Annotated in this window: 12 protein-coding genes; 8 read left to right on the top strand and 4 right to left on the bottom strand. The window is 70.6% G+C overall.

Features of this window, described 5'->3' with window-relative positions; genetic code table 11:
- Positions 1-12: 12 nt before the first annotated feature.
- Entirely contained in the window at positions 13-435 is a 423-nt protein-coding gene (locus ACQPXM_RS32610; RefSeq protein ID WP_432940941.1) for a MarR family winged helix-turn-helix transcriptional regulator, read from the bottom strand.
- 123 nt (positions 436-558) lie between these two features.
- On the opposite strand from ACQPXM_RS32610, the gene ACQPXM_RS32605 reads away from it, so the two are divergent.
- The 3 genes from ACQPXM_RS32605 to ACQPXM_RS32595 all read left to right on the top strand — a co-directional run bounded on the left by ACQPXM_RS32605 (position 559) and on the right by ACQPXM_RS32595 (position 5,722).
- Positions 559-2,022 (top strand): MFS transporter, encoded by a 1,464-nt coding sequence (locus ACQPXM_RS32605; protein WP_432940938.1) that lies wholly within the window; start codon positions 559-561, stop codon positions 2,020-2,022.
- A 221-nt stretch (positions 2,023-2,243) separates the two neighbouring features.
- A complete protein-coding gene (locus tag ACQPXM_RS32600) occupies positions 2,244-4,385 on the top strand; it encodes a protein kinase domain-containing protein (RefSeq protein WP_432940935.1) in 2,142 nt (713 codons plus the stop codon).
- A gap of 77 nt (positions 4,386-4,462) precedes the next feature.
- Positions 4,463-5,722 (top strand): hypothetical protein, encoded by a 1,260-nt coding sequence (locus ACQPXM_RS32595; protein WP_432940932.1) that lies wholly within the window; start codon positions 4,463-4,465, stop codon positions 5,720-5,722.
- A gap of 174 nt (positions 5,723-5,896) precedes the next feature.
- Here the strand turns inward: ACQPXM_RS32595 and ACQPXM_RS32590 are convergent, their stop codons facing one another.
- The gene (locus ACQPXM_RS32590) at positions 5,897-7,138 is read right to left on the bottom strand and encodes an MFS transporter (protein WP_432940929.1); all 1,242 of its coding nucleotides are present in this window, start codon (positions 7,136-7,138) and stop codon (positions 5,897-5,899) included.
- A gap of 204 nt (positions 7,139-7,342) precedes the next feature.
- Here ACQPXM_RS32590 and ACQPXM_RS32585 point away from each other — a divergent pair, with 204 nt between their 5' ends.
- Positions 7,343-8,359, top strand: a complete 1,017-nt coding sequence (locus tag ACQPXM_RS32585) for an ATP-binding cassette domain-containing protein (RefSeq protein ID WP_432940927.1) — start codon at positions 7,343-7,345, stop codon at positions 8,357-8,359.
- A gap of 109 nt (positions 8,360-8,468) precedes the next feature.
- The gene (locus tag ACQPXM_RS32580; protein WP_432940925.1) at positions 8,469-9,323 is read left to right on the top strand and encodes an ABC transporter permease; all 855 of its coding nucleotides are present in this window, start codon (positions 8,469-8,471) and stop codon (positions 9,321-9,323) included.
- A gap of 89 nt (positions 9,324-9,412) precedes the next feature.
- On the opposite strand, the gene greA is transcribed toward ACQPXM_RS32580, so the two are convergent.
- Positions 9,413-9,922, bottom strand: a complete 510-nt coding sequence (gene greA, locus ACQPXM_RS32575) for a transcription elongation factor GreA (protein WP_077015352.1) — start codon at positions 9,920-9,922, stop codon at positions 9,413-9,415.
- 324 nt (positions 9,923-10,246) lie between these two features.
- Positions 10,247-10,666 carry a DUF4307 domain-containing protein gene (locus ACQPXM_RS32570; protein WP_432940921.1) on the bottom strand — a complete coding sequence of 140 codons (420 nt, stop codon included), beginning with the start codon at positions 10,664-10,666 and terminating at the stop codon, positions 10,247-10,249.
- Positions 10,667-10,701: 35 nt separating this feature from the next.
- Between ACQPXM_RS32570 and mca the strand changes: the two genes are divergently transcribed.
- From mca to ACQPXM_RS32555, 3 genes are all read left to right on the top strand, one after another.
- Positions 10,702-11,565, top strand: a complete 864-nt coding sequence (gene mca, locus ACQPXM_RS32565; RefSeq protein WP_432940918.1) for a mycothiol conjugate amidase Mca — start codon at positions 10,702-10,704, stop codon at positions 11,563-11,565.
- Between the two features lie 31 nt (positions 11,566-11,596).
- The gene (locus ACQPXM_RS32560) at positions 11,597-11,920 is read left to right on the top strand and encodes a hypothetical protein (RefSeq protein WP_432940915.1); all 324 of its coding nucleotides are present in this window, start codon (positions 11,597-11,599) and stop codon (positions 11,918-11,920) included.
- A gap of 190 nt (positions 11,921-12,110) precedes the next feature.
- Entirely contained in the window at positions 12,111-13,139 is a 1,029-nt protein-coding gene (locus ACQPXM_RS32555) for a CopD family protein (protein ID WP_432940913.1), read from the top strand.
- The last annotated feature ends 22 nt before the right edge of the window (positions 13,140-13,161 follow it).

The following is a 13,161-nucleotide window of genomic DNA, read 5'->3' as shown; positions in this document are numbered from 1 at the left end:
GAGTCCCTCGACCTACTCGCAGGACTTGAGCAGGGGAGCGTGCAGCCGCTCGGCCAGGACCCGGCGCTGGGTCGGCTGTGCCTCGCTCTGGCGGCTGAGCCCTTCCGAGGTCAGCCGGACGTTGATCGCGCGCCGGTCCTCGGCGCACATGTGCCGCTCGACCAGCCCGGCGGTCTCCAGCCGGGCGATCACGCGGGACAGCGCGCTCTGGCTCAGGTGCACCGACTTGGCGATGGTCTGGACCTTGGCGGACTGCTCCGGCAGCTCGGCCAGGCGCTCCAGCACCTCGTACTCACTCATGCCCAGCGCATGGCCCGCCTGCAACTCGCGGTCGAGCGCGCAGCTCAGATCCGCGTGCCGGGCGAGCAGTTCGCGCCACTCTCGGACATCGGCGGTGGCCTCACCAGGACCAGCGCTGACCTTCGTCTCGGTCATGGCGTGACGTTATCATGCATGCGCATTCAATGCAAACACAATTAATGCCTAGACATTAGATGCACATGCATGCAAAGCTCTGTGCTTGTGACACAGACAACGCACACACCAGCACCGGCCCGGATGACCTGGGACGCCCGCCTGTGGGGCGCCCTCCTGGTCGTCTGCGGCGTGATCTTCCTCGACGGCCTGGACGTGTCCATGGTCGGCATGTCCCTGCCCTCGATCGGCGCCGACCTCGGCGTCTCGCTCTCCTCGCTGCAGTGGGTCGTCACCGGCTACGTGCTCGGGTACGGCGGCTTCCTGCTGCTCGGCGGCCGGACCGCGGACCTGCTCGGCAGGCGCCGGGTCTTCCTGGTCGCGCTGGCCGTCTTCGGCGTCGTCTCGATGCTGAGCTCCCTGGCCACCAACCCCGAACTGCTCATCGCCGCGCGGTTCGTGAAGGGCATCGCCGCCGCGTTCACCGCGCCGGCCGCGCTCTCGATCATCACCACCACCTTCCACGAGGGCCCGGACCGCAACCGCGCCCTCAGCATCTTCACCACCTGCGCCGCCAGCGGCTTCTCGATGGGCCTGATCCTGGGCGGCGCGCTGACCGAGGTCGGCTGGCGCTGGACCTTCCTGATGCCCGGCCCGGTCGCGCTGATCGTGTTCCTGTTCGCGCTCAAGCTGATCCCGAACAGCCCGCGCGACGACACCGCCGGCGGGTACGACGTGCCCGGCGCGGTCACCGTGACGGCCGGCATGCTGTCGCTGGTGTACGCCGTGGTCGGCGCCGAGCACGCCGGCTGGGCCTCGGTCCAGACGATCGGCCTGTTCGTGCTGTCGGCGGCGCTGCTGACGGCGTTCGTGCTGATCGAGCAGCGCACCAAGCACCCGCTGGTCCGGCTCGGCATCCTGCGGGCGCCGTCGCTGCGGCGGGCCAACCTGGCCATCCTGACCGTGTTCGGCGCGTACGTCGCGTTCCAGCTGGTCGGCACCCTCTACCTGCAGAACCTGCTTGGCTGGTCGTCGTTCGAGACCGCGCTGGGCTTCCTCCCGGCCGGCCTGCTGGTCGCCACGCTGTCGCCGAACGCCGGCAAGCTGGCCGACCGGATCGGCACCGAGCGGATGATCGTCGCCGGAATGGCGCTGTTCGTCGTCGGCTACGCGCTCTCGCTGCGGATCGGGCCGGAGTCGGCGTACTTCGCGACCGTCTTCCCGACCATCATGCTGATCGGTCTCGGCTTCGCGATCGCGTTCCCGGCGCTCAACATCCAGGCGACCAACGGCGTACCGGACCACGAGCAGGGACTGGCGTCCGGGCTGTTCAACACCTCCAACCAGGTCGGTGGCGCGATCGTGCTCGCCATCGTCACCGCGGTGATCAGCGGCCAGTCGGCCGGCGTGACCACGCCGGCGGGCATGCTGTCGGCGTACAAGCCGGCACTCGCGGTGGTCACCGGGATCGCGGCGCTCGGGCTGATCATCGGGCTCACCGGACTGCGCGGTCTCAAGGCCCGGCGCGCGGCCGCGGCCGCCGAGGCGTCGGAGCTCGAGTCGGTCCAGCGCGAGCTGGCCAAGGAGGAGATGGAGCCGGTCGTCTGATTCCGGCTGCAACCGGCTCCGCACGGAGCCGCTGAAGGTATATGCCGCAGTGCGGGTCCCGGGCTACTCCGCCGGAACCCGCACTGCTGTGTTCGGAGGGCCGACCGGTTGTTTGCCCGCCGGGTTGGGCACTTGAGGGGACATCCCGCCACCGCCCGATCGGAGTTCGCCGTGGTCTGCTGCCTGCTCGACGCGTCGCGCGCCGGAGAGGTGGGCTGACGATGGCCGGCCCGATCCGGAAAGGCAGCCTGCTGGCGAAGCGCTACCGGCTGCTCGATTCGCTCGGTCGCGGTGGCATGGGTGTGGTCTGGCACGCCCGCGACGAGGTGCTCGGCCGGGAGGTCGCGGTCAAGGAGGTGCTGCTGCCGCCGGAGCTTCCCGAAGAGGAGCAGGCGGTGATGCGCGAGCGGACTCTGCGCGAGGCGCGCTCGGCGGCGCGACTGAGTCACCCGAACGTCGTCACCGTGTACGACGTGGTCGAGGAGGACGGGCGGCCGTGGATCGTGATGGAGCTGGTCCGGTCCCGCACGCTCGCCCAGGCGATCCGCGACGACGGCCCGCTGCCGTGGCGCAAGGCCGCCTTGATCGGCGTACAGGTGCTGGAGGCGTTGCGGGCGGCGCATGCTGCCGGGGTCCTGCACCGTGACGTGAAGCCGAGCAACGTGCTGCTGGCCGAGGACGGGCGGGTGGTCCTGACGGACTTCGGGATCGCCAGCCTGGAGGGCGAAACGACGCTGACGAGGACCGGGATGCTGGTGGGTTCGCCGGCGTTCATCGCGCCTGAGCGGGTGCGGGCTCGGGGGGCTGGTCCGGAGTCTGATCTGTGGTCGCTGGGTGCCACGCTGTACACGGCGGTGGAGGGTCGGCCTCCGCACGATCGCGGTGCGGCGCTTCCGACGCTGACGGCTGCGGTCACGGAGGCCCCTGATCCGGCACCGTCGGCTGGTCCGCTGTGGCCGGCCATCGACGGGCTGCTGCGGAAGGAGCCGGCTGAGAGGATCACCGCCGGTGAGGCGAGCCGGCTGCTGCGGCGGGCGATCGGGTCGGCTGCGGTTCAGCCGGCGCCACCCGCGGCCCCGGCTGCTGGCTCGGCGGGGGACAGTGGTCAGCGGACCCGGGTGCTTCCGGTGCCGCCGGTGCCCACGGCCGACGGCACGCCTTCCGCTCGCGCCGAATCCGCGAGTGCTGGTGGAGCTGTGCCTCCCGGTGCGCCGTCCGTGACCGGTGCGCCGTCTGCGGCCGGTGCGTCCGCCGGTGCTGCGGCCGCGGCTGGTGGAGCGTCTTCCTCCGTCAGCGAGGCGCCGCAGGCGGGTGCCGAGCCGAATGCGTCTGCTGCCGGGGCTGCCGGTGTGGGCATGCCTTCGGCACCCACCAACGCCCCCGCCGCTGCGGACGCGCCCGCCGGCGCCGCTCCGCCGTCCGCCGTTGCGGACGCGCCTGCCGGCGCCGCTCCGCCGTCCGCCGGTTCCTGGGCGCAGGAGTCCGCGCTTGCGGGCGCCGCAGCGCCGTCCGGTTACTGGCCGCAGCAGTCCGCGTCTGCCGGCGCTGCTGCTCCGCAGGTCGATTCCGGGGCGCCGCAGTCTTCGCCTGCTGCAGGCGGCTCGTCTGGTCCTCCCACGAAGACCGGTACGCCCGCTCGGCGGGTAGGGCTGGTGGTGCTGGCCTGTGTCGTGGTGGTCGCCGCCGTGGTGGGCTGGGCGCTTTGGCCGAACGACGACGATCCCGGCACCGAGACGCCACAGGCAGGTCAAAGCAGCAGCACGACGCCTCGCAGTACCGGCTCGAGCAGCCCGGCTCCGTCGGCAGCTACGACCAAGCCCTCGGCTACGCCCGCGCCGACGACGAGCAGACCGGCCGCGACCACCAGCAGGCCCTCGACGACCGCGCCGTCGACGACCGAGCCGTCGACCCAGCCGACGGCGACCGGCGTACCGGCTGGGTTCCGGCGGCATACGGACTCGTCCGGGTTCTCGCTGCTCGTGCCGGCCGGGTGGTCCGTCGGGCGCGACGGGCAGCAGGTGTCGTTCCGCGAACCGGACGGGTCGCGGCTGCTGCTGATCGACCAGACCGACCAGCCGAAGGCGGACCCGGTGGCGGACTGGCGGCAGCAGGAGCAGGCGCGCCGTGGCAGGTACACCGACTACCAGCGGATCCGGATCGAAGCGGTCGACTACTTCGACAAGGCGGCCGACTGGGAGTTCACCTACGCGGCCGGCTCCGGGCGGCAGCACGTGCTGATCCGTGGAGCGGTGACCAGCGACGACCAGGCGTACGGGATCTACTGGTCCACGCCCGAGTCGCAGTGGGACGCCAGCCGGGCGCTGTTGCGCACGATCACCGACTCGTTCCGGCCGGCGTCCTGACCCTCAGCGCGGGGTTCGGGACAGTTGGGGGCGATCCCTTATTGGTTTGAACCCGTCCGGGTGCTGGACTGGAGGACATGAGCAACCAGAGCGATTACGACCGCCGGGTCAAGGACATCCTCGACCGGGTCGCCCAGGGCCACCTTTCCAGCGACGAGGCCGCGACGCTGATCGCCGCCCTCGCCCCGACCGCTCCGGTTGCCGACCAGGCCGCCACCGACCAGCCTTCGACCGGTACGGCGACCGGCCGGTCGTCCGCCGGCACGGACCAGCCTTCCGCCGGTAGCGATCAGTCCTCCACCGGTACGGCGAACCAGCAGCCCGCCGCGGACGACGTACCGTCCGCCTCGGTCTGGGCCGAGGTCGTCGACTCCCCGGACGCCGCCGACGCGGTCCCGGGGCCGAAGCACGCGGCCGACGGCGGGACGCAGGAGCGCACGGGCTCCGCCTCGACCGGCCCTGCCCCGACAGGCCCCGCCCCGACCGGCGCCGCCTCGACGGGCTCCGCCCCGAGCGGCGCCTCGACGGGTTCCGCCCCGACTGGAGCTGCCTCGACGGGCTCCGCGACCGGCTCGGCCGCGGGCGCATCTGGCGAGGCGACCGGGAACGACCAGACCGGCAGCACCGGCGTACAGGACAGCGTGGTCGACGAGGCCCCGGCCGGCGAGGCCGAGGAGGAAGAGGTCGAGCACAGCAACGTCCCGGTGCCGTCCGGCGTCCGGCGGGTGACGATCCGGGCGGTCGGCCGGCGGGTGCGGCTGATCGGCGAGCCGGCCATCAACGGCGTCGCGGTGGACGGTCCGCACGTGATCAAGCGGGACGGCGACACGCTGTCGATCAACAGCGAGGGTGACATGGGGGTGTCGCTGGACGGCTTCAGCATGCTGCGCAACCCGACCGACCTGAAGGCGCACGTGAACGGCTTCGCCAAGGAGCTGTCGATCCGGGTCAACCCGATGCTCGAGGTCGAGGTCGAGGTGACCGGCGGCAGCGTCGCCGCCGAACGCCTGCCAGGGCTCACCCGGGTCCGCGTGACGGCCGGTACGGCCAAGGTGACCGACGTCGACGGCCCGATCGACCTGCTCGTCCAGGCCGGCTCCGCGCATCTCGACGCCCAGATCACCAAGGGCCGCTCCCGCGTCCGCGTCGAGTCCGGCGCCGCCACGGTCAACCTGCGCCGCGGTTCGGACGTCCGCGTCCACACCGAGTCCCAGCTCGGCCGGGTCACCTGGACCGGCGCGGTCAACGGCCACTCCAAGGACGTCGAGATCGGCCGCGGCCGAGCCGCCCTCGACGTCGAGGTCCTGGTCGGCACCGCCCAGATCACCTCCGACTGACCCACACGCCGGACAGCGGCGCCCACCCCTTCGCGCCGCCGTACGGTCCGTCCTCGCCAAACGGCTCGAACGGATCGGCTGGGACAACGAGGCTGGTGCACCTTTGAGGGGTGGGGCGAGCGGCGGTGTGTTGAGGCGGCGAAGGTTGCCGAGGCCATTCGGACAGGGAGCGGTTCAGGCTTCGGTGGTTGTTGGCGTGGGGATGTTCCGGAGCGTGCGGAACGGGGAGAACAGCAGCCAGCCGGTTCCGAGCAGGGTCGCGGCGCCGGCGATCCAGAGGGTGGGGCGGAGGCCGAAGAGGGTGCCGAGGGTGCCGCCGAGCAGGCTGCCGACGGGCATGGCGCCCCAGCTCACGAACGACATCGTGGCGCTGACCCGGCCCTGGAGTTCGGGTGGGCAGACGCGTTGGCGGGTGCTGACCTGGAGGATGTAGCCGACGATGATGCAGATTGCGGCCAGCAGCGTCGAGGCGACGTACCAGGTCAGGGCCCAGCCGGGGTTGGTGAGCGGCTGCACCAGGAAAGCGATGCCGAGGCCGATCGCCGCGATGAGCTGGGCGCGGGCGTCGCCGAGCCGGCGGCTGAGGGGCTCGGTGAACGCGGAGGCGGCGATCGCGCCGAGCAGGCCGATCATGCTGAGCAGGCCGATGGTGGCGGGGGAGAGGTGGACCTCGCGGACCAGGAACACGACCATCACCGCCGAGTTGGCGGCCTGGAAGAGCATCGTGGTCGCCGTGTTCAGGGCCAGCGGGCGCAGGAGCGGATGACGGAAGACGTAGCGCAGGCCCTCACCGATCTCGCGCCGCAGGTTGCGGTGCTCGGGCGCGGGCGGGCGCGCTTCCGGCGTACGGATCGAGCGCAGCCACAGTGCCGACCAGAGGAATCCGACCGCGTTGAGCCCGATCGTCGCCGCCGCCGACAACCACTGCACCAGGATGCCGCCCGCCCCCGCGCCGACGACCGCGGCGACGGAGTGGTTCGCCGCCAGCCGCGCATTGCCCGGCAGGAGCTGATCAGGCGCCAGCAAGCGCGGTGGATACGAGCTGTGCGCGACGTCGAACAGCACGGTCAGCATCCCGGCCAGCGCCAGTACGACGTACAGCTGCGGCAACCCCAGTACGCCGAACGCCGCCGCCACGGGGATCGACCCGAACAGCACCGCCCGCCCGAGATCCGCCGCCACCAGTACCGGCAGGCAGCGCACCCGATCGACCCACGCCCCGGCGAAAAGCCCCAGCACCAGCCACGCGGCGGTCTCGCAAGTGCGCAGCATCGACACCTGGAACGTCGACGCGTCGAGCGTGAGCACCGCCAGCAGCGGGATCGCCATCATGCCCAGCCGGGCGCCGAGCTGACTCAGCAGATCGGCGATCCACAACCGGCGGAAGTCGGGATGACTCAGGATTCCTCGGCCCATGCGGGGACGGTAAACCCCGAAGTTGAGCCCTGTCGACTCAATGTCAACAAAGTTGAGCCCCAGCGACTCAACTCCAGACTCAGCTGGAATAGTTGCATTGACTTATATAGCTGCTAACGTATTTAGCCAGCGAGAAAAGGCTCGAAATTTGTCGGCGGTGTCCGCCAAGATGACCTGCATCACACCTAGGAGGGGGCGGCTCTGATGGCTGCTGTCGAGGCGACCGGCCTCGTGAAGACGTTCAGATCGCGCAAGAACACGGTCAAAGCGCTGGACGGGATCGATCTGGAAGTGCCCGAAGGCACCGTGCTCGGCCTGCTCGGGCCGAACGGCGCGGGCAAGACGACCACGGTCCGCGTGCTGACCACACTGATGGCGCCCGACGCCGGCAGTGCGCGCGTGCTCGGGCACGACGTGGTGAAGGAGGCCGACACGGTCCGGCAGCTGGTCGGGCTGTCCGGGCAGTATGCCGCGGTCGACGAGCTGCTCACCGGCCGGGAGAACCTGTGGATGTTCGGCCGGCTCTACCGGCTGACCAGCCAGCAGGCCAAGCAGCGGGCCGACGAGCTGCTGGAGATCTTCGACCTGACCGACGCCGCGGACCGGATCCTGAAGACCTACTCCGGCGGCATGCGGCGCCGGCTCGACCTGGCCGGTTCGCTGATCGCGCACCCGAAGGTTCTGTTCCTCGACGAGCCGACCACCGGGCTCGACCCGCGTAGCCGGCTCGACCTGTGGCAGATCATCCGCGACCGGGTCCGCGAGGGCGTCACGATCCTGCTCACCACGCAGTACCTGGAAGAGGCCGACGAGCTGGCCGACAGCATCGCCGTGGTCGACCACGGCTCGGTGATCGCCCGTGGCACCGCGGACGAGCTCAAGGCCAAGGTCGGCGGCGAGCGGATCGAGGTCGTCGTGCACGAGCCGGGTGACACCACCCGCGCGCTCGAGTTGCTGACCACCGCGCTGGAGGTGACCGATCCCGAGGCGACCACGCTCGACGAGCACAGCAAGCGGGTCACGCTGCCGGCGCCGGGCGGATCGGCCGCGCTGGTCGAGGTGATCCGCACGCTCGACGCTGCCGGCGTCCGGATCGCCGACATCGGCCTGCGCCGGCCGACCCTGGACGACGTGTTCCTCTCGCTGACCGGGCACGCCACCGACAACCACGACACCGTCACCGACGAATCCACCACCGCTGGAAGGAAGGGCCGGGCATGAGTACGACGTACGCCGCGCAGACCGCCGGGAGGCGCGCGGGGCACGAGCAGTCGGGCGACCTTGTTGCCGTGGTGGCGGACGAGGCCGCGAAGCGGACGGAGGCCGCGCGATGAGCGTCGAGGCGTCGCAGGGCAAGCCGGTGGAAGCCCAGCAGAGCTCGTTCGCCCGGGCCGTGTCCGACGCGGGCATCCTGGCCTGGCGGACACTCAAGCGGATCCCGCGGACGCCGGACATGCTGATCTACGCGACCATCCAGCCGATCATGTTCGTGCTGCTGTTCGCCTACGTGTTCGGCAACGCGATCCCGATCCCCGGCTTCCCGGGGGCGCGCGCCTACCGGGAGTTCCTGATGTCCGGGATCTTCGCCCAGACGATGGCCTTCGCGGTCGCCTCGGCCAGCGTCGGGCTGGCCGACGACATGTCGAAGGGCCTGATTGACCGGTTCCGGTCGCTGCCGATGGCGCGCTCGGGCGTGATCGCCGGCCGGGTGATCGGCGACGTGGTGTTCAACGCGTTCGTGATGCTGGTGATGGTGATCTGCGGCTTCATCGTCGGCTGGCGCTGGCACAACGGCTTCGGCCAGGCGCTCGCGGCGTTCGGGATCCTGCTGCTGTTCGCGTTCGCGATGCTCTGGGTGGGCGCGCTGATCGGGTTGTCGGTCGGCAGCCCGGAGGTGGCCGCGTCGGCGGGCCTGATCTGGCTGTTCCCGCTGACCTTCCTGTCCAACGCGTTCGTGCCGACGCCGAACCTGCCGAGCGCGCTGCAACCGGTCGCGGAGTGGAACCCGATCTCCTCGATCGTGGCGGCCTGCCGGCATCTGTTCGGCAACCCGTCGCCGTTCGCCAGCCCCGACGGGTTCCCGGCCCAGCACCCGGTCTGGCTCAGCCTGATCTGGTGCGCGGTGATCATCGGTGTGTTCGCGCCGCTGGCGGTGCGCAAATACCGCCGTACGACCGGGCACTGACCGCAACAGCAGCACAAACAACAACCCCAGCGAAAAACAACAGTGCCCCGGTGGTTTTCCACCGGGGCACTCTTGTGCGTTTTCGGCGGTCAGCCCTTGAAAGGCTCCGCGGCGACGATCTCGACCGTGACGTCCTTGCCGTTCGGGGCCTCGTAGGTGGCCTTCTCGCCCTTCTTCTTGCCCAGAATGGCGGAACCGAGCGGGGACTGCGGGGAGTACACGTCGATGTCGACCGAGGCGTCCAGCGCCAGCAGCTCCCGGGAGCCGAGCAGGAAGGTCTCCACCTCGTCGTCACCGGCGAACTTGATCGACACCTTCATGCCGGGCTCGACCTTGCCGCCGGGCTTGGGGGTCTCGCCGACCTGGGCGCGACGCAGCATGTCCTCCAGCTGGCGGATCCGGGCCTCGATCTTGCCCTGCTCGTCCTTGGCGGCGTGGTAGCCGCCGTTCTCCTTCAGGTCGCCCTCGTCGCGGGCGTCGCTGATCCGTTGGGTGATCTCGGCGCGGGCCGGACCCTTCAGGTGCTCGAGCTCGGACTTCAGCTGGTCGTAGCCATCCTGTGTCAGCCAGACAACGCTGTCCTGAATGTTCTGCGTCACGGGCTGCTCCTTTGTCGATGGGATGGGTCGGAAATACTCAAGGCCGCCGTCGTCGACGGCGACCAATCCTCCGAGCGTAGCAAGAACAGGGCCGGAACCCCACAGTTCTTTGCCCCCACAAGCACTTGGCGAGCTGGCGGGCAATCGCTTGCCCACGCTCGCGATGGGATACCGGTCCGTACTCCGGACGCTCCGGTACCCGGTCGGCGGCAGCACATGCGGTGTGCGGCGCGATCAACGCTGCCCGATCGTGCGGCCCGATCGTGCGCCCGATCGGTGCGCGGTCAGTGGCGCCCGGTCCCGGGAGCCCGGTCAGCGCCCCGATCAGTGCGGGCGGGCCGTGTCGGCCGTCGTACACCCGATCAGCACCACCGAGGTCGCCGCGCGCTGGGTGGTCAGCTTGGCCGGCAGTGTCTGCTCGCGCGGGGAGTCGGCCGGCACCGTGAGCGTCAGTTCGCCGACGATCGAGAAGTCGGCGGCCTTGGCCTGCAGCCGGCACGACGCCTCGACCGATTTGCGCCGCTCCACCTGGATCGTCGCCGTCGCCGTGGTCTCCGACGGGATGTCGAACGCCAGCAGCCGCGACGACACCGGCGGCGTGGACTGGACGAACGCGACCCGGACCAGCCAGACCAGTGCGGCCACCGCGAGTACGCCGATCACCGCCATCAACAGCAGGGGGCGGCGGCCGCGCGGCGTACGGCCGTAGCGGGCGTCCAGGTCGGTCGCGGCTGGGTCGGTCAACGGTTCTCCTCGGGCTTGGAGGACCATTGTGTCTTGTGACCGAAGATCTTCGCCTGCTGCATGTCCATGCCCACCCCGACGACGAGTCCAGCAAAGGTGCCGCCTCCACCGCGAAGTACGTGGCCGAAGGCGTCGACGTGATGGTGGCCACGTGCACCGGCGGTGAACGCGGCTCGATCCTGAACCCGAAGATGGACCGGCCCGACGTGCTGGCGAACATGACCGAGATCCGCCGCAAGGAGATGGACGCGGCCCGGGAGATCCTCGGCATCCGGCAGGAGTGGCTGGGCTGGGTCGACTCGGGCTACCCCGAGGGCGATCCGCTGCCGCCGCTGCCGGAGGGCTGCTTCGGGCTGATGAAGGTGGAGGACGCCGCCGCACCGCTGGTCAAGCTGATCCGGGAGTTCCGCCCGCAGGTCGTCACGACGTACGACGAGAACGGCGGTTACCCGCACCCGGACCACGTGATGTGCCACCAGATCAGCGTCGCCGCGTTCGAGGCGGCCGGGGACCCGGACGCCTACCCGGAGCTGGGCGAGCCGTGGCAGCCGCTGAAGCTGTACTACCACCACACCTTCCACTTCGAGCGGATGAAGGCGCTGCACGACGCGATGCTCGCGCGCGGCCTGGAGTCGCCGTACGCCGAACGCCTGAAGGAGTGGAAGCCGGACCCGGAGAACGAGCGCCGGATCACCACCCGGGTCGAGTGCGCGCAGTACTTCGGCGTCCGCGACCGGGCGCTGCTGGCGCACGCGACCCAGATCGATCCGGACGGCTCCTGGTTCAGCGTGCCGCTGGAGGTGCACCAGGCGGCCTGGCCCACCGAGGACTACGAACTGGCCCGCAGTCTGGTCGAGTCCGAGCTCCCCGAGGACGACCTGTTCGCGGGGCTGCGCTGACGGCGGGTGGGGACGGTGAGACACTGGCCTGGTGACCGCGACGACCCTTCTTCAGACGACCGCACCCCTGGCGGGCGAGATCGACCCGAACACGGTGCGGCCGGGCTGGGTCGCCCTGCTGATCGTGCTGGCGCTCGGTGCCGCCACGGCGTTGCTGATGCGGAACATGGGCAAGCAGCTGAAGCGGATCGACTTCGATCCCACCGATGGGCAGCCGACCCGCTCCGACGACGCTGCGGACGGCCCAGCACCGTCCGGCGACCAGCCGACCAAGGACACTGGGTCGGCGGCCGCTGCCGAGCCGGCGACGACTGAGCCCGAGGCCACGAAGTCACCGGGCGACGTCAACCGCTGACTGCTGACCGGTGACTGCTGACCGCGGCCCGGCGGTCGGTGCCCAAGGCAACGGGTCGGCGACGGTCGGTGACACCACGGCAACGATTCGTCGCTGACCGTGTCACGAGATGGTGTCGCTGACCCTGATCGTGAGGTAGCTCACCCTATAGTGAGCGCGTGTTCAACTGCGCCCACGGCGGGAACGCTCAGTGACCGCGACCCGCGCCGCCCGGCACCGGATGCCCGGACGCCTGGTCGCGGGTGGCCTGGCGGCGCTGGTGATGGCCTCGATCGCCTTGGTGGTGGGGCTTTTCGCGGCCGGCAGTGAACCCACTGAGAGCGCGCTCGGCATCGGCGGCCCGGGGTTGTTCGTCACCTGGCTGCTGCCGTTCTTCCGGCTGATCTCCACTCTGGCCACGGTCGGCTGCGCCGGCGCCCTGCTCGCCGCCGTCGTGCTGCTCCGCACCGACGGCGGCCCGCTCGGCACCCAGGGCCGGCGAGCTGTCCGCGACGCGAGCAACGCCGCGATCATCTGGGCCGTCGCCTCGTTCGCCGGGGCGGTGGTGTCATCGGCGATCCTGCTCGACACCCCGGTCCGTCTGCTGCGCTACCGCGTCGACGAAGCGCTCGGAGTGCCCGAGATCAAGGCGCTGCTGATCACCGGCATCCTGGTGGTCGCACTGGCCGTCGGCATCCGCCGCGTCCAGACCGCGGCCGCCGCGGGGCTCGGCGTACTGGTCGCCATCGCCGCACTGCTTCCGCCGGTCCTGACCGCCTACCCGCGCAACGAGGCGTACGTCGTCCTGGCGGGCGCGGCCCTGGTCCTGCACGTGATTGCCGCGACGAGCTGGGTCGGCGGACTGGCCGGCCTCGTCCGCTACGGCCGGGCCAGCCGCGACGGCCTGCCGTACGTGCTCGAACGCTTCAGCCAGGTCGCGCTGATCTCGTCGATCGTCGTCCTGCTCAGTGGTTTGCTCAGCGGCGCCGGGCGTCTCGCCGCCCAGGCCGGCGGCTTCGGCGAGGTCCTCGACGCGGCCACCACAGCGCCGTACGGGGGACTGATGATCGCGAAGACGGTGGTCTTCGCGATCCTCATCGTCGGCGGCTGGATCCACCGCCGCCAGATCGTCACCAATCTGATCGAGCCCGGTCCCAGCTTCTGGCAGTTGGTCGCCGTGGAGCTGCTGATCATGGCGGCCGCGCTGGGGTTGTCGGTCGCGTTGTCGCAGACCACCTGACGACCCGAACGCTCAGCGAACA

Origin of the sequence: Kribbella sp. CA-253562, from assembly GCF_050942265.1 — a bacterium.
Lineage (GTDB): Bacteria > Actinomycetota > Actinomycetes > Propionibacteriales > Kribbellaceae > Kribbella.
The sequence above is the reverse complement of the archived record's forward strand: the minus strand, read 5'-3'. Positions and strand labels throughout refer to the sequence as shown.